The organism is Xanthomonas sp. Leaf148 (genome assembly GCF_001423585.1).
GTDB lineage: Bacteria > Pseudomonadota > Gammaproteobacteria > Xanthomonadales > Xanthomonadaceae > Xanthomonas.
Genome location: NZ_LMOP01000009.1, coordinates 401,561 through 417,957 on the forward strand (window position 1 = coordinate 401,561; position 16,397 = coordinate 417,957).

The window sequence follows — 16,397 nt, forward strand, 5'->3', positions numbered from 1 at the left end:
TGTAGCCATGTCTTGCTCTATGCGTGGTCCTGCGTCGCAGGTACGGCCGACATCCGATCCACGCGCATCGATGCCAGTGTCTCTACTCGGCGCGCGGCCCCGTGCAACTACGAGGCATCACATGCCCATGCTGTGCCGTTGCGTATTGGCATGTTCGCGGAACAGCAACTCCGCCCGCGCGCCATCGCGTTGTTCGATGGCAGAGACGATCGCGCCATGCTGCCGGTGTCCGTAATAAAGATCGTCGTAAGCCAGCGTGGCCGAGCGCTGACCGAACACTACGTTGACCGGGCTGACGAACGGCACCAGCGTGCAGCGGTCTACCGTCTCGGTGAGGATCGGTTTGTTCGCCGCCACCACGATGGCGCGATGGAAACGGGCATTGATCGCGCCGTAGGTCTGCTCATCGCCGGCATCGAGGCTGCGCTTGGCAAACAGCCGGTCGCCTTCGCACAGACAGGCGTGCAGGGTGGACAGCAATGCGGCCGACGCGCCCTGTTCGGCCACCGTGCGTGCCGCCATGCCCTCCATCAGTGCGCGCACCTCCAGTGCATCCAGGCTTTCCTGTTGGCTGAAACGCCGTACCGCATAGCCACGGTTGCCGACCTGCACCAGCAGACCCTCCTGGCACAACGCCGGCAATGCCTGGCGAATAGGCGTGCGCGAGATGGCCAGGCGCTCGGCCAGGGCCGCCTCGGTGATGCGCTCGCCCGGGGCAAAGGCGCCGCACAGGATCAATTCGCGTAGCTGCTGGACCGCTTGCAATCGGTGGTTGTTCGCCATTGGCTCCATTCTCTCGCGCCGTACCGCAGCGCACGTTCCTTCGAAGGGGAAACTAGCAATTACTTGTATAAAAACCTTGCGGATGAGATCGCTTGATGGCACTTTGGATCCCAAGGATACCGTTTTGGAGATCCGCAGTGGTTGGTCGTCCGTGTTGGGATCCATTGCATCGTCGATCCTGACTCAATCAATGACGTGCGCTCTGCCTCTCCTGGCAGTGGTGCGCAGCAGGAGCAAAGCATGGCTAGCATCATCGGCGGCATCGGAACCTCGCACGTTCCCACCATCGGGGTGGCCTACGACAAGGGCAAACAACAGGATCCAGTGTGGAAGCCGTTGTTCGACGGCTACACGCCGGTGGCCGAGTGGCTGGCCGAACAACGGGCCGACGTGCTGGTGTTTTTTTACAACGACCACTGCACGACCTTCTTCTTCGATCTCTATCCGACCTTCGCCCTGGGCGTGGGCGAGCGCTTTCCGGTCGCCGACGAGGGCGCAGGGCTGCGCAACCTGCCTCCGATCCGTGGCGATGTACAGCTGCAGGCGCATATCGCCGAATGCCTGGTCAACGACGAATTCGACCTGACCGTGTTTCAGGACAAGCCGATCGACCACGGCTGTGCGGCGCCGTTGCCACTGCTGTGGCCGCATGTGCCGGACTGGCCGGGCACGGTGGTACCGATTGCGATCAACGTCCTGCAATACCCGCTGCCGACCGCGCGTCGCTGTTTTCGGCTGGGCCAGGCGGTGCGCCGTGCGATCGAGTCATACCCGGAAGATCTCAGAGTGGTGGTGGTCGGCACCGGCGGGTTGTCGCACCAGATCCATGGCGAGCGCACCGGTTTCAACAACACCGACTGGGACATGGAGTTTCTGGACCGCTTTCAGCACGCGCCGGAAACGCTGACCGATCTCACCCATACCGACTATGTGCGCCTGGGCGGTGCCGAGAGCGTGGAGCAGATCATGTGGCTGGCCATGCGCGGTGCGTTGGATGGGCCGATCCGCAAACTGCATCAGAACTACTACCTGATGACGACGACCGCGATGACCGTGGTGCTGTACGAGCCGGGCGAAGAACGCGCCGATGCGCCGCGCTCGGCAGAGCTGCTGGCGCGCACCGCCAACGCGGCATGAGGGCCTGCATATGAATCCGCAAGTACAAGGCATGGACAAGATCGACGGCACTTACCTGTTCGATCTGCGCACCAGCAATCGCGCACTACGCCTCAATCGTTTTTTCTGGCATATGATCCGCGCCCCGTGGCGCGATCGTTTTTTGCAGGACGCGGAAGTGTTGATGCAGGAAGCCGAGCTCACCGAACACGAGAAAGCGCTGATCCGTGCGCGCGACTGGCTCGGACTGGTGCAGTACGGCGCCAATTTTTTTGTGATCGAAAAGTTCGCCCGTGTGGTGCGCACGACCAATCTGCAGGTCTACGCCATCATGCGCGGCGAGTCGTTCGAAGACTTCATGCAGACCCGGCGTGTGCCCGAGGCACGCTGAGCTGCGCGTCCCGGTCGCTGGCCGGGCGTTGCCATCCGACTTTCCAACGTAAGGCCCACCCCCTATGACCATGTCCTCCGTGTTCTTCGAACACCGCATCAAGGTCCGGCATCTACGTGTCATCGAGGCGCTGGATCGGCAAAAAAGCCTGCTCCGCGCCTCACGCGTATTGAACGTCACCCAGCCTGCACTCACGCGTGCCTTGCAGGAGATCGAAGAGATCGTCGGTGCGCCCCTGTTCGAACGCCATTCACGTGGCGTGCGTCCCAATGCGATGGGCGAGGTGCTGGTGCAGACCGCGCACGTCGTGCTCGGCCAGCTGCGCCGCGCGCAGGACACCTTCGAAGGGCTGCTGCAGGACGATGCGCTCACTATCACCGTCGGCGCGTTGCCGGTGGCGGCGAGCGGCCTGCTGCCGTCGGTGCTGGCTGCCTTGTACCGTGCCGAGCCCACGCTGCGTGTGCGCCTGCTGCATGGCCGTACCGATGAATTGCTGCCCAAGCTCGCCGGAAACGAGGTGGATCTGGTCGTTGGCCGGTTGTATCCGCTGGCCCGCTACGATGCGTTGGTCCGCAAGGTGCTGTACCAGGATCCGATTGCGCTGGTGGCGCGGAGCGACCATCCCTTGTTCGCCAATGGCCCGGTGCGCATCGCCGAAGCGGCCGCGTACCGACAGGTATTGCCGACGCTGAGTCAGCATGTGGAGCGCGACGTGGCGCAGGTCATGCGCGAACATGGGCTAGCCACACGCGATCAACTGCGTTCCAGCTCTGCAAGCTTCACCCGCGAGATTCTGCTCGGCACCGACAGCATTGCGGTGATGCCAAGCATGATGGTGGCCGGCGACATCGCACGCGGCGAGTTACGGGCCTTCCAGCTGCAGCAGCCGTCGCAGGCGCGCGCAGGTGGCGTGATCTATCGCGACAGCAGCGCCATCCTCAAACCCGGTGTGCGGTTGTTGATGCGTGAGCTGGAACACCAGCTGGCGCTCATGGCCCAGCAAGGCGCGGTGTGGGTGGACGACCAGATTGGCGAGCACGATATTCTGCTGGATGCGTCTGCATAACCGACGATAGAATTCCCCAAGCGGGAGCTGCATCGTCGACCGGGACGGATGCGATGCAGCGCTGGCCTGGGGAGTTGCACTATTCGGCAGTATTTGTGGAATGCGCAGGGATGCGAGGCGCGCTGGATTGAACGCTGCATCGTGCCCGGCTGGTCCCGCGCCGGAGTACTCGAGCAGTATTCATCGCGGTGATCGGAGTAAGCAAAGTCCAAGTGTGGCGGCAATACGCACGCCCACGCCGCACGGTTGCCACCGCTCTCAGGCGTCGTTGGCCAAGGCATCCTTCAACCGCGCCTTCTGCAGCTTGCCGGTTGCCGTACGTGGCAGGGCCTCGACCAGGCGTAGGTGTTTGGGGACCTTGTACTTGGCCAGGCGCTCGACCAGATAGCTGCGGATCTGCTCCAGATCCGTCGCCTCAGCGGCTGGCACGATCGCCAGGTAGCCCACCTCGCCCCATTGTGGGTCGGCGATGCCGACCACGGCGCATTCGCGGATGTCCGGGTGATCCGCCAGTACCGCTTCGATCTCGGCGGGATACACGTTTTCGCCGCCTGAAATGAACATGTCCTTCTTGCGGTCCACCACCCAGAAAAAGCCGTCGGCATCACGCTTGACGATATCGCCGGTGCGGAACCAGCCCTGTGCGTCGCGCATCTCCGCAGTGGCCTGCGGGTCGCGCCAATAGCCGGGGCTGAGGTTGGGGCCGCGCAACAACAGTTCGCCAGGCATGCCCGCCGGGCAGTCGTTGCCATCGCCATCCACCACCCGCGTTTGCACGCCCGGTGACGAAATCCCCGCCGCACCGAGCTTGCGACGAATCACGTCGCAATCCACCGACATGCCGAACACCGTGCCGGCTTCGCTCATGCCGAAGCCGCAGACCATGGGGATGCCATCGTCCAGCCAACCGAGCAGATCGTCGCTGGCATGCGGCGCGCCGCCGCTGACCAGCGCGGTGAGGTGACGCAGCGTTGACGGATCGAATCCGGGCTGGCTGCGGAACGCTTGCATCATCTGCGGCACGCCGACGTAGTGGGTAATGCCCAGCGCCGGGTTGCCGAGCCAGCTCAATGTACGCTTCGGTTCGAAGCCGCTCGACACCTGGATCGACCCACCCAGCGCCAGCGCCGGCCGCACATTGGTCGCCAGGCCGATGATGTGGAACATCGGCGCTTCGCACAGGAAACTGCTGTTGCCATCCACACGTGTGGTCACGCCGAAGTTGTGCGCCACCTGCTGCAGGTTTTGCTCATTCAACATCACGCCCTTGGGCTGGCCGGACGTGCCCGAGGTGAACAGGATCAGGCTCACGCGCTCGGGCGGGATGTAGGACGTTTCGGCGGGCGCCAGCGCCTTGGCACTGTCGATGAAGCTTGATAGCGCTTCGGCATGCGCGCGTCCGGCAGCGACATCGTCGCCCAGCAATAGATGCGGCTGCGCACGCTGCAGCAAGGTGTCCAGCTCGGTGCCGCTCAGCCGCCAGTTGAGCGGCACATAGATCGCGCCGACCCGCGCACAGGCGAAGTGCAGCGCGACCTGCCAGACCGAATTGCGGGCGAGCACGGCCAGCCGTTCGCCGTCGACACAGCCGCGCGTCTGCAGCAGGGCGGCCAGTTGGCCGATCAAGGTGTCCAGTTCGGCATATGTCCACTCCTGCTCCAGCAACAGGTCGCGCGCGGCAAGCCGGTGCGGTGTGAGGCGGGCATGGAAGGAAATCGAGTCGGTCGGCATGGTCATGGCGCTGTCTTTCCGAATGCAGAATGGGGGAGTGACGTGCGTGAGTGCGACGGAGATGGCAGGAAGGTTGACGCGTGCGCGCAACCACGCTTTACGCGTTCACAGACACGTTGCTAATACACCAGCGGAGATGACGTGCCGTGGTGTACGGCACGTTGCATTGCGGCTACGCAGGCATGCTCGCCGCGTAGCCGGTGACGTAGAACTCAACCGAGATAGACGGTCTTGGTTTCGAGAAACGCATGCAGTCCTTCGATGCCGCCTTCGCGACCGATTCCGGAATGCTTGACCCCGCCGAACGGCATCTCGATATCCACCCACATGCCATTGATCGAATGGCTGCCGCTGCGCACGCGTCGTGCAATGCGATACGCGCGATCAACATCCTCGCTATAGACGGTGCCGTGCAAGCCGTAGTCGCTTGCATTGGCCTTGGCGATCATGTCGGCCTCATCGTGATAGTCGATGAAGCTCACCACCGGGCCGAAGATTTCTTCGCGGGCAATGGTCATGTCCGGCGTGACGTTGGCGAACACCGTCGGCTCGATGAAGAATCCACGCGGCAAATGCGCCGGGCGGTTGCCACCCATCACCAGCTGCGCACCTTCGGCGCTGCCCTGTGCGATGTAGGACTGCACGCGTTCCAGTTGCCGGCCGAGCGCCAGCGGACCCATGCCGGTGTCGGCGGCGAACGGGTCGCCGAGCTTAACTGCGCTCAGCGCTGCGCAATATGCCTGCAGGACTTCGTCGCGCCGCTGCGCCGGCACCAGTACGCGGGTCAGCGCGAAACATACCTGCCCGGTGATCGGCATGGAGTAGGGCACCAGGCTGGGCAGCACTTTGGCGAGGTCGGCGTCTTCGAGCACGATGGCGGCCGACTTGCCGCCCAGCTCCAGGCCGACCCGCGCCAGGCGTTCGGCGCAGGCCACGCCGATCAGTCGCCCGGCCTGGGTGGAGCCGGTGAAGCTAACCTTGTCAACCAGCGGGTGCCGGATCAGCTGTTCGCCGACCTCGCGACCGGCCGGCAACAGATTGAACACGCCATCGGGTACGCCTGCGGCGCTGATGCATTCGGCCAAGATGTACGCATCGATCGGGGTCTCTGGCGAGGGCTTGGCCACCACCGTGCATCCTGCAGCCAGCGCAGCGGCGACCTTGTAACAGAGCAGGACCAGTGGCGCGTTCCAGGGCGTGATCGCCACGACCACACCGACCGGTTCCTGCACCACATGCACGCGGCCGCCATTGGCGCGTGCGCGCGGCTCGACGAACGGATGCATGGCGATCAGATCGCCGTAGTAGTCGAACAGGCCGGGCGCCTGTTGCGAGGCGCGCCGGCTGAAACCGATGGTGGCGCCAACCTGGCCGGTCCAGGCTTCGGCCAGCTCCGGCATGCGTGCGCGCAGCTGGTCGGCGACGCGCTTGAGTATCACCCCGCGCTCGGGTGGCGACAGCTGCGGCCAGGGGCCGGTGTCGAAGGCGGCACGTGCCGCAGCCACCGCGGCTTCGGTATCTGCATGCGATGGTTCGGTGTAGCGCAGCAGGCGTTCTTCGGTATGCGGGGCGATCACATCGACATGGCGATCGCCTGTGCTTGCGCGCCACTGGCCGTCGATGAACAGGCCCAACGGCCCACGCGCGGCAATCCCGCGCAGTGTTGCGGATAAGGCTTCCATACTCCCTCCTCGGTGCAGAAAACCACTGGCAGCGCCAGCGATGCGTGGGTTGCACGCATCGCTTCAGGCGCCGTAGGACGTGCTTAGGCGCTGTTTTTCTTGAGGTCGTATTCGCCCAGGCCAGGCTTGTAGCTTTTCTCGTCGATGAATTGACGGATGCCTTCCTTGCGGGCGTTGTTGTCGAACGAGTTGGCCGCTTCCTGCATGCGCACCAGATAATCTTCGGCTTCGTCGTAGGTCATGGTGCCCACGCGGCGCACCGCGTCTTTGGCGTACTTCAGCGCGATCGGATTCTTGCGCAGCAACAACTCGGCCACTTCGCGCGTGCGTGCTTCCAGTCGCTCCAGCGGCACGCTTTCGTTGACCAGGCGCCATTCGGCCGCTTTCTTGCCGTCGACCATTTCGCCGGTCAGCGTCATCCACATCGCATCGCGCATGGACAGCAGTTCGACCGCCACCTTGGTCACGCCGCCGCCCGGCAGGATGCCCCAGTTGATCTCCGACAGGCCGAACTGCGCTTCATCGGCGGCAATGGCCAGATCGCAGGCGAACAAGGGGCCGAAGCCGCCGCCGAAGCACCAGCCGTTGACCATCGCGATGGTGGGCTTTTGATACCAGCGCAGGCGCCGGAACCAGCCGTAGGACTCGCGTTGTGAACGGCGCACGCCGCGCAGGCCCTGTGCTTCGGTTTCGCGGAAGTACTCTTTCAGATCCATACCGGCCGACCAGGCAGTGCCTTCGCCGCCGAGCACCAGCACGCCGACGCTGTCGTCGAATTCCAGCTCGTCCAGTACATCCATCATGCGGCGGTTGAGCGCCGGGCTCATCGCGTTGCGCTTGTCCGGGCGTGCAAACTTCACCCAGGCAATGCGGTTTTCGATGCGAACCGATACCACGTCATGCTCGTTCAAGCGGCGTCTCCTTCAAGTCGGGGGCTGCGGGTTCAGAGGTCTTCGGCCAACGCGGTCTCTACCACGGTTGTCCGCTCCAGCGTGGCGCTGGCGTTCAATTTGCAGAGCAGGCGGAGCAGGGTTTGTTGCTCGGCGGCCTGCAGGCCGGTGCAGGTACGCGCGACGGCGCGCGCCAGGCAGGCCTGTGCCACCTCAAGCGTGCGGTGGCCTTGCTCGGTCAGATACAGGCCTTTACTGCGACGGTCGCGACCGGCCAGGCGTTCGATCAGGCCTTGCTCGGCCAGCGCGTTGGCGATCTTCATGCCGGCGGCGCGGTTGACCAGCAGGCGGTTGCCGAGTTCGGTCTGGTCGCAACCGGGCTGGTCGCGGATGTGGATCAACGCAGTGACGCGTGCCGGGGTGAGATGCAGCTCGGCCAGTTCCTGGCGGGCGGCATGGCTGGACGCCAAGGTGGCCAGTTGCAGTTGGTAGCCGAGGTCTTTGGCAAGTGCCAGGCGAGCGGTCATCGATCCATCCAAATTGTATCCGTTAAATACAATCTAGCCGACCGAAGCGGGCGCTGCAAGGGGGACGGGCGTCGAAAACTGAAGTGCGGTGCGCGCCCGCGTAATACCGGCGCGCCTGCGTGCCGCCGAGCTGTGCGACGTGATTACTGGGTCAGCCAGCCGGCCAGCTGCTCGCGGGTCAGATAGCCGCTGTGGCGGGTGTCGAGTGCATCGAATTCATCGGCCAGCGCGGGGTTGGTCTGGGCTTCGGCACGGCTGATGCGGCCATCGCCATCCACGTCCATCGCCTTGAAATCGATGCGGTAGCTGCCGACCACGCTGCTGGGCTGGATCGAGCGCACGATCACGCTGGACTCGCCGCGCGGGCGTTCCAGTTGGGTCTGGTGCGTGATTTCACCGCTGGACAGCGGTTGGGTGCGGATGACGTTGGGCACATCGATCAGCGGCATGCTGCTGGCCGGCGTAGGTGCCTGCTGGGCGGAGGCGATGCCGCAAACGAGCAGCAGTGCGGTGAGTGTGGCGATACGGCGGATGGTCATCAGATCCCCCTGATGTGGAACAGCCGCTAAGGATAGAGGGTGCGGGCAGCTTGCGGTGGGTGGCATGCGGGTGGGATGTGGTGCATCGCCAGATCCCTTGCGCAAGCTGGGCGCAGCGGGCGGGGCAGCGTCGGCATCAACGCTGGATCTGGCGGGGCGACGGCGGGTTGCCGTCGCCTTGCAGGTCACTCAGCCGGGGATGAAGGGAAACATGATCTTGAGCAAGCCCTTCAAGCCGCCTTCCGCGGTGCTGGCCACTGCCTTGGCACCCAGGCTGTTGAGTGCGCGACGCACATCGTCCCAGCGCAGCTGCGCGATGTCCTTTTTCAGCAAATCCGCCACTTCTTCGGCGGTGGGCGTGAGCTTTTGCAATTCGCGTACCGCCGCCTGCGGATCCTGCTGCAGATAGCCCCAGCGTTCGGCGATTTTCAGTAGCGTGTCGAAGCGCACCGCCACCACTTCGCGATTGCGTTCGTATACCGGCAACGCGCCGACATCGAGAATGGCTTGCTCGAATTGCTGTGCGTCGTCGGGATGTTCGATCCGCACCGCCAGGAACCCTTCTTTGCGGCTGCGTTCGCTGACGTGCTTGGCACCGGAGCGCAGGTTGTCTTCGGTGAGCACGTTGGCCACGATGCGCTGCATCGCCGCGTCGCCTTCTTCGGGCACCAACGCGCGCCAGCGCGCATAGCCATCGCGACGCAAGGCCTTGACCTTGGCCGAGGTGACACGCAGCTGCAGTGCGACAAGGGCGTTGGAGCTATTGCGCGAGATGGCGCCATCTCGCTCCAGCAGCACGAAGATCAACAGTTCCAGGTCGCGTTTGGTCAGCGACTGAAACCCCTGCAACAGGGTCAGTCGCAGGAATTCGCTGCCAAAGGCGGCCGCATCCTTGAGTTCGATGGGTTGCATGGGGAGTCCTCCGCGGGTGACCTGCAGGATGCCAGGATGCTGTTGCGCGGCCTGAGAACCAATGCGACGCGCGCAGCAGTTTCAGCGTCCGGTTTCGCGCCCGGGGCGATCGGATCTGAACGTTTCAACTGCGCCGCGATCCTGCAGGGTGACGAACACCTGTTTGCCGTCGCTGCCACCGAAGGCGACGTTGCTGGCCTTGCGGCCTTTCAGCGCGACCGTGCGCAGCAACTTGCCTGTCGGCGACACCACCGCGATCTGTCCGGCATCGTAACGGGCGATATACAGATTGCCGTCGGCATCGCAGCGCATGCCGTCCATACCGAAATCGGGAAACGCGATCAGCAGACGTTTGTTGCGCACGCTGCCATCGTCCAGGCGGTCGTACACCCACACCTTGCGCGACATGCTCTCGTTGACGTAGAGGTGCTTGCCGTCCGGGCTGACGTCCAGTCCATTCGGGGTGGTCATGCCCGATTCCAGCAGCCGCACTGCGCCATCGCGACCGATGTGCCACAAGCGGCCGCTGTTGTCTTTCCAATTCGGGTCGCTGGCGTAGAAACTGCCATCGGGTGCCAGTGCCAGATCGTTGGGACCATCGGAATCGGGCAGCGAGGCGAAGGTGCTCACCGCGCGCGTGGGCAAATTCACTTGCAGGATCTTGTGGCTGGTGTAATCGGCCACGTACATCGCGCCGTCGCGAAAGCGAATGCCGTTGCCGGTGCTGCCGGCAGGCAAGGTAACAAACACCTCGGCAGTTGCGCTGCCGTCTGTTTGCAACGCGATGCGTGCAATGGTGCCGTCCTTGCCCAGATTCACCGCATACAGCGCGCCGTCCGGGCCTGCTGCTGGGCCCTCGGCGTTATGCGTGAATGCGCCATCTCCAATCAGGTCGCGCGCAACGAACGGCGGATCGGCAGCGCTGGCGAGCGAGCTGGACAACAACAAGGCCAGTGGCAGGAAACGATGGCGGGCAGCAGCGGTCATGCGGAATCCTCCAGAGATGATCGTCGGCAGTGTGCCAGACCGTGCAGCGCGACCATGGCGATGATCACGTGCGATCAAGTAAGGTGCGCGGGCAGTAGTGGATCGGAGCAGCCGATACATGCCGGCGTGTCGTCGAGCCGATGTGGCCGATGCGTGCCATGTCGCGCGTGCATCGCAGCGTCCGCTGCGCTAATGCCGTCTGCACGATGCCGCTTGGCAAACGCTGGTCGCTATTCTCTCTAAGAAGGAGGTTTGCATGTCCGTGGAATCCTTGACACGTCGCCGCTTGCTTGCCGCCTTCGGCAGCGCCGGCATCCTGCTTGGCGCACCTGCATGGGCGTTGCCGAAAAAGAAGCCGGGAAAACCGCTCAATGTGGCACTGGCAGGGTTGGGAAGTTATGCCAGCGAGCAACTCGCGCCGGGCCTGGCTTTGACCAAACACTGCAAGCTGGCGGGCATCGTGACCGGCACGCCGTCGAAGATTGGGCAGTGGCAATCCAAGTACGGCATTGCCGATCGCAATGTCTACAACTACGACAACTTCGACCGTATCGCCGACAACGACGACATCGATGTGGTCTACATCGTTACGCCTACTCACTTGCATGCACCGCTTGCATTGCGTGCGGCGGCGGCCGGTAAGCATGTGTGGTGCGAAAAGCCGATGGCGATGCATGCGGGCGAATGCGAGGCGATGATTGCGGCCTGCAAACGCAACAGGGTGGCGTTGACGATCGGCTACCGCATGCAGCACGAACCCAATACGCGGCGTCTGATTGCGATGGCCGGCGAGAAGCCGTTCGGCGCGATGCAACGCGTGCGTGCCGAGGCCGGTTACAACGGCTATCGCGATACGACCAAGGCCGATCGCCCGTGGCGGCTGCGCTCGGAATTCGGTGGCGGTGCGATGTACGACATGGGCGTGTATCCGCTCAATGCCGCGCGGTACACCGTGGGCGCCGAGCCGCTGGCAGTGACCGCCAAGCGCTGGACCGACCGTCCCGAGTTGTTCGACGAGGTCGACGAACATATGGATTTCACGCTGGAGTTTCCTAATGCCGTGCGTGCGGCATGCAAGACCAGCTTCGGTGCCAACATGAATGTGCTGCGCGCCGACTGCGAGCGCGGCTGGTACGAGCTGTCGCCGTTTCAGAGCTATCAAGGCGTCACCGGCAAGGCCAGCGACGGCCGCGTCTTCGATGTCAAAGTGCCGCATCAGCAGGCATTGCAGATGGACGAAGACGCATTGGCGATCATCAATGGCACGCCGTTGCGTGCGCCAGGCGAAGAAGGCTTGCGGGATATCCGTATCGTCGATGCGATCTACCGCTCCGCGCGTGAAGGCAGCAAGCGCATCGTGCTGTAAGTCAGCTGGTTTCGGCGGTCGATAGGCCGCCGACATAGTGAGGCAACAAGCCGCAGCAATGTGCGACCGAAGCATGGGGCTGGAAGCTGCCACCAGCCTTCAAGATCCACCACCAGCCACGGCTACACCACTTCCATTCCAGCGTCTGTGCACGACAGGCACAGAGCTCACCACGCAACGACTGGCGGAATTCATGGCTAACACGTGCCGGCAATGCGCCGATCAACCGCTTCTACGAATCCCGAGTCTCGAACTCCCGCATCCCCGCATCTGCTCCAGCGTCTGCACGCCCATCACAAACACCGTGCTCACTGCGCAATAACTGCCGGAATCTACGGCTAACACGTGCAAACAACGCGCCGCCCAACCGCTTCTACCACTCCCTAATCCCGACTCCCCAATCCCAGCTCAGCTCAGTCGCGCATCGCCAGCACGGTGATCTCTTCGCGATCGTGATACAGCTGCTTGGCACGCACGGTCAGCGATTTTTCGGCCTGCTGTTCAAACAGATCCAGGCACAGGCGCGTCTCGTCCCAGCGCTTTTTCATCGGCAGCTTGAGATTGAAGATGGTGTGGCGGCACCAGCCTTCGCGTACCCAGGTGGCCATGCGTTCGGCCACGCGGCGCGGTTGCTCGACCATGTCGCAGACCATCCAGTCGAGCGGTTGCGCCGGCTTCCAGTGAAAGCCGTCGGCGCGCAGATGTTCGACCAGCCCGGTCTCCAGCACATGCTCGCGTAGCGGGCCGTTGTCGACGCTGGTCACATGCACATGCTGGCGGGTGAGCACCCAGGTCCAGCCGCCGGGAGCGGCGCCCAGATCGGCCGCGCGCATGCCGGGCTTGACCAGGCGCTCGCGTTCCTCGGGCGTGAGCAGGGTGAGTAGCGCTTCGTCTAGCTTCAGTGCCGAGCGCGATGGCGCTTCCGGCAGCAACTTCAGGCGCGGAATGCCCAGTGGCCAAGGCGCACTGTCGTCGGCATCGGCTACCGCCAGCAGTGCGTGGTCGCCATCGAGAAAGCACACATGCAAGCGCGGCAGTCGCGGTTGCGGTTTGTCGGTGAGCAGGCCAGCCTTGCGCAGTGCCGGGCGCAACGCATTGCCGAAGCTGCGCGCCAGGCCCGCCAGCGGTTTGCCAGCGTCCGAATCCGGGTGCTCCACCCACAGATCGCCAAAGCGCGTCTGCCCTTCGAGGGCGGACAGGATCGGGGTGATGCGGTCTTTGGGGTCGATGCCCTTGAGTTCGGCCAGTACCACCAGTTTCTGTCGCGCAAAGATCAGCTCGCGCCAGTGCAGCTTTGCAGCCAGTTGCGCGGCCTCATCGCAGACGAACAGCACATAGCCATCGTTGCGCTGCGTACGCGCATAGCCGGCGATGCCGACGAACGCGGCGCGCGCACTCAGTTCGGCCGCCAGTTCCGGCTCGAAGCCTTGGCGGCAATAACACAGCAGCCCGCTCACCGCAGCGCTCGCAAGGACAGGTCAATAATGATCACCGCCGCCCTCGCCGTAGCTACGCAGCACCGCACAAGCCTGTTCGCGTTGCACATCGCGGACCACCTCGATGCCGCGGCGGGTGAGCTCGCCCACCCAGTCTGCAGGCAGCGGGCCTTCGTCGAATTCAGTCAGTGCCATCACGTCTTCTGCGCGTGCGCCGATCAACAGGCGGTCGATACCGGCCCAAACCGTGGCGCCATAGCACTGGCAACATGGCTGCGCAGAAGTGGCCAGCGTCACCGGCGACAGCACGTCGTTCAAGCGTGGCGTCTGCAGGCGCTGCTGCGCGAGCATGTAGGCCATGTTCTCTGCATGCGCCAGCGAGGTGTTTTGCGGCACCACGCGGTTGACCGCAGCTGCGATGATGTGATGATCCGGGCCGAACACGACAGCGCCAAACGGGCCGCCGCTGCGCGCCTCCACGTTCATCCGCGACAGCGCGATGGCCAGCGCCACCTTGTCGTCGTCGCCGGGATAGGCGCGGCTGGCGTCTACAAACTCATGAATCCAGGCGGGCAGGGTGAGGTGGACTTGCGCGTAGAGCATCAGTGGACCGGTTGCTGAGACGAATCAAGGTCTCAGTGTATCGGTCGTTGCCCGCGTTGCGGCACATTGGCCGGAAACGCACTGGCAGGCGTCGATCGGGCGGAAGCCGCAGACACCCACCATCCCGCTGGCCTGGCATTGCGCCGCAACGGCCTTGGGGTTGGTAGGGCTGTTGACGTTGACGCAGGCCGGCAACTTGCCGCAACAGCTGCCCACGTCCTTGACCATGCAGTCGGCATCGGTGCGGCAGGTGGTATTCACCTGGGCGAGCTTGATCGGCGACACCGCCGGACGGGTTGCCGCTTCGGTGGGCGGGGCAGTCACACAGCCCATCAGAACCAGGGATGCGATCAGGAACAGACTGCTTAGACACCAGGACAAGGCACGGGACATGTGGCTGCTCCGATCACGGTAAGTGAGTTTCATGGTAAGGCCTGGCCGCCGCAAATGTGGTCCGTATGACACCTGACGCATCGCAGAGTGCCCGACCGGGTGACGCACTGCGCCATTTGCCGGTCACAACGCGCGCAAGAGCGAGCCGGCCGTAGAAGCGCGCGCCGATGTGCAGTGGTGGAACGCGCGTTGGTCATCGCAGTGGCGGGCGCCGTCACAGGCAATCGCCATTCGCTGATGGGGACTGCCGGTTTTTGCGACGTCATCATCGGCGCCGGCGCAGCGCAGAGCTGCAACGGTTGGCAAGCGCTAACTGCTGCATGCTTTCATCGCGGTCGGCGTTGGGCAGCTCGGCGTCGGGCGGGTTGGGGACGAACATGCACAGCACGTCGGCCGGGGTGACCGCTTGTACGGTTTGTTGCGGCTGCGAGCAGCCCGCCAAGCCGATCGAAAGTGAAAAGACCGCTCCGTAGAGCGCTCGCTTGCCTTGTCGTGGGAGGCACATGGTGGTGTTCCATTGAAGACAGCGTGCAATCTAGGCCGATGCGCGCGCAGGCCGGTTGCGTCAATTCGCTTCCGCATGCAGCGCTGCGCACCACAGCACGCCGACCAGCAGGCAGGCGATCGCGGCCAGCTCCAGTGGCGTGGGCAGGCGCATTTCCCAGGCAAACCCGTAGAGCAGCGCAAACACGGTTTCGAACACGATCATCTGCCCGACCAGGGTCAGTGGCAGCACGCGGCTGGCGCGGTTCCACAAGGCGTTGCCGATCACCGATGCCAGGATGCCCAGCAGCAGCGAAACACCCCAAAAACTTGCCCAATCGATCGTTGCATGCGCTGCGCTGCCAATCATCGCCGCCGGCGCCAGCAACGCGGCCAGTGCGCCGGTGACCACGCCGGTCAGCAGCGACCAGTCGCCACCGGAGAGGTCGGGACGGCGACGCAACCAGCGCGCATTGGCGATCGAATACGCCGACCACGAGACCAGTGCACCAACTGCGCACAGCAAGCCGGCAATGCGGGTGAGGCGGTCGCTCGCTTGTTGCCCGGAGTCGTCCTGCACGGTATCCAGCGCGACCAGCGCCACGCCGATGACACACAGCGCGCACGGCGCGGCAAGCCGCCGCAGTTGCACCGCGCCGGCAGCGCGCGTACCGATGATGGTGACCACCACCGGCAGCAACCCGATGATCAGCGCCGTGGCCGCGCTACCGGCCCACTGCACGGCGCTGCCCAGCAAGACGTAATAAATCAGATTGCCCATCAGACTCAGATGGACCAGCGCCCACCACTCGGCGCGGCCCAACCGGGCGGCGGTTTGTCGTGCACGCGGTGCCAGCACCAGCGCGGCGACCGCGCCATACGACAGGTAGCGCGCCACCGCCAATTGCAGCGGGGTAAACGCCGACAACAACTGCGGCGCCAGAAACACCAGTCCCCACAACGCGCCCGCACCGATGCCGCAGGCGACGCCCATCATCATGCGCTCACGCATCGTGCGTCTCCTTCATGCCATCCACCGCAGCGTGCAGTGCAGCGCTGCGTTGATCAAGCTCGCCGATCACGCACGCCGGCCGCCCTGAGATGGCTGTGTGTCGCGATAAAGGGGGGGCAACAGTCGTGCGCCCGTAAGCAGCGTGCCCAATGCGATCTGACATTCCTCTGAGTGATCGTTCGATTGCCGACGTCACGCCGGACGATTGGCCGCCGCGTGCATGGGTGGGCGTGGTGACTACGACACCGCAGCGATCAGCAGCCGGATGGCCGCAAGCTGGCTGTTCGAACAAGGTGGGTAAACGCTTGCATGCGCACATTCAGAGCAGCTAGCAACACTCCTATGCAGCCGCCAGGCGGGCGAGGCCAGTGCCCGGTGCGGCATGGACCACTCGTACACACCGCTTATGAGTGCGCCGTCCGCATCCACCATCACGATTGCTCGCTACGTTTTGTTGGCCGCTCCAACCACTCAGCGACG

17 protein-coding genes and 1 other RNA gene are annotated in these 16,397 nt (G+C 64.0%); 5 read left to right on the forward strand and 13 right to left on the reverse strand.

The annotated features are described in order from the left end of the window. Positions 1-117: 117 nt before the first annotated feature. Positions 118-792, reverse strand: a complete 675-nt coding sequence (locus ASF90_RS13950; RefSeq protein WP_055851160.1) for a GntR family transcriptional regulator — start codon at positions 790-792, stop codon at positions 118-120. 231 nt (positions 793-1,023) lie between these two features. On the opposite strand from ASF90_RS13950, the gene ASF90_RS13955 reads away from it, so the two are divergent. The 3 genes from ASF90_RS13955 (at position 1,024) to ASF90_RS13965 (ending at position 3,356) form a co-directional block, all read left to right on the forward strand. Then, a complete protein-coding gene (locus tag ASF90_RS13955; protein ID WP_055851163.1) occupies positions 1,024-1,920 on the forward strand; it encodes a gallate dioxygenase in 897 nt (298 codons plus the stop codon). 10 nt (positions 1,921-1,930) lie between these two features. Then, complete coding sequence (locus tag ASF90_RS13960) at positions 1,931-2,290, forward strand: protocatechuate 3,4-dioxygenase (protein ID WP_055851166.1); 360 nt, start codon at positions 1,931-1,933, stop codon at positions 2,288-2,290. A 64-nt stretch (positions 2,291-2,354) separates the two neighbouring features. Then, positions 2,355-3,356, forward strand: coding sequence for a LysR substrate-binding domain-containing protein (locus ASF90_RS13965; RefSeq protein ID WP_055851169.1), 1,002 nt, complete (start codon positions 2,355-2,357; stop codon positions 3,354-3,356). Positions 3,357-3,614: 258 nt separating this feature from the next. Here the strand turns inward: ASF90_RS13965 and ASF90_RS13970 are convergent, their stop codons facing one another. From ASF90_RS13970 to ASF90_RS14000, 7 genes are all read right to left on the reverse strand, one after another. Further along, a complete protein-coding gene (locus ASF90_RS13970) occupies positions 3,615-5,093 on the reverse strand; it encodes an AMP-binding protein (RefSeq protein ID WP_055851173.1) in 1,479 nt (492 codons plus the stop codon). A 206-nt stretch (positions 5,094-5,299) separates the two neighbouring features. After that, positions 5,300-6,769, reverse strand: coding sequence for an aldehyde dehydrogenase (locus ASF90_RS13975; protein ID WP_055851176.1), 1,470 nt, complete (start codon positions 6,767-6,769; stop codon positions 5,300-5,302). A gap of 83 nt (positions 6,770-6,852) precedes the next feature. Beyond that, entirely contained in the window at positions 6,853-7,680 is an 828-nt protein-coding gene (locus ASF90_RS13980) for a p-hydroxycinnamoyl CoA hydratase/lyase (RefSeq protein WP_055851179.1), read from the reverse strand. Positions 7,681-7,712: 32 nt separating this feature from the next. Further along, a complete protein-coding gene (locus tag ASF90_RS13985) occupies positions 7,713-8,186 on the reverse strand; it encodes a MarR family transcriptional regulator (protein WP_055851454.1) in 474 nt (157 codons plus the stop codon). A gap of 143 nt (positions 8,187-8,329) precedes the next feature. Continuing rightward, complete coding sequence (locus ASF90_RS13990) at positions 8,330-8,725, reverse strand: hypothetical protein (protein WP_055851182.1); 396 nt, start codon at positions 8,723-8,725, stop codon at positions 8,330-8,332. 189 nt (positions 8,726-8,914) lie between these two features. Next, positions 8,915-9,637: a hypothetical protein gene (locus tag ASF90_RS13995; RefSeq protein ID WP_055851185.1), complete on the reverse strand. Its 723-nt coding sequence runs from the start codon at positions 9,635-9,637 to the stop codon at positions 8,915-8,917. A gap of 81 nt (positions 9,638-9,718) precedes the next feature. Then, positions 9,719-10,624 carry an SMP-30/gluconolactonase/LRE family protein gene (locus ASF90_RS14000; RefSeq protein WP_055851188.1) on the reverse strand — a complete coding sequence of 302 codons (906 nt, stop codon included), beginning with the start codon at positions 10,622-10,624 and terminating at the stop codon, positions 9,719-9,721. Between the two features lie 256 nt (positions 10,625-10,880). On the opposite strand from ASF90_RS14000, the gene ASF90_RS14005 reads away from it, so the two are divergent. After that, complete coding sequence (locus ASF90_RS14005; RefSeq protein WP_055851190.1) at positions 10,881-11,990, forward strand: Gfo/Idh/MocA family oxidoreductase; 1,110 nt, start codon at positions 10,881-10,883, stop codon at positions 11,988-11,990. Positions 11,991-12,403: 413 nt separating this feature from the next. On the opposite strand, the gene rlmM is transcribed toward ASF90_RS14005, so the two are convergent. From rlmM to ASF90_RS14030, 5 genes are all read right to left on the reverse strand, one after another. Next, complete coding sequence (gene rlmM / locus ASF90_RS14010; protein WP_055851193.1) at positions 12,404-13,447, reverse strand: 23S rRNA (cytidine(2498)-2'-O)-methyltransferase RlmM; 1,044 nt, start codon at positions 13,445-13,447, stop codon at positions 12,404-12,406. A 21-nt stretch (positions 13,448-13,468) separates the two neighbouring features. Beyond that, the gene (locus ASF90_RS14015) at positions 13,469-14,029 is read right to left on the reverse strand and encodes a nucleoside deaminase (protein WP_055851196.1); all 561 of its coding nucleotides are present in this window, start codon (positions 14,027-14,029) and stop codon (positions 13,469-13,471) included. A gap of 24 nt (positions 14,030-14,053) precedes the next feature. Next, positions 14,054-14,422 carry a hypothetical protein gene (locus ASF90_RS22420; RefSeq protein ID WP_082473551.1) on the reverse strand — a complete coding sequence of 123 codons (369 nt, stop codon included), beginning with the start codon at positions 14,420-14,422 and terminating at the stop codon, positions 14,054-14,056. A 265-nt stretch (positions 14,423-14,687) separates the two neighbouring features. Continuing rightward, the gene (locus ASF90_RS14025; RefSeq protein ID WP_055851202.1) at positions 14,688-14,927 is read right to left on the reverse strand and encodes a hypothetical protein; all 240 of its coding nucleotides are present in this window, start codon (positions 14,925-14,927) and stop codon (positions 14,688-14,690) included. A 60-nt stretch (positions 14,928-14,987) separates the two neighbouring features. Continuing rightward, positions 14,988-15,917 (reverse strand): DMT family transporter, encoded by a 930-nt coding sequence (locus tag ASF90_RS14030; RefSeq protein ID WP_055851205.1) that lies wholly within the window; start codon positions 15,915-15,917, stop codon positions 14,988-14,990. Positions 15,918-16,299: 382 nt separating this feature from the next. On the opposite strand from ASF90_RS14030, the gene ASF90_RS22425 reads away from it, so the two are divergent. After that, positions 16,300-16,377: non-coding RNA, sX9 sRNA (locus tag ASF90_RS22425), on the forward strand. Positions 16,378-16,397: the final 20 nt, after the last annotated feature.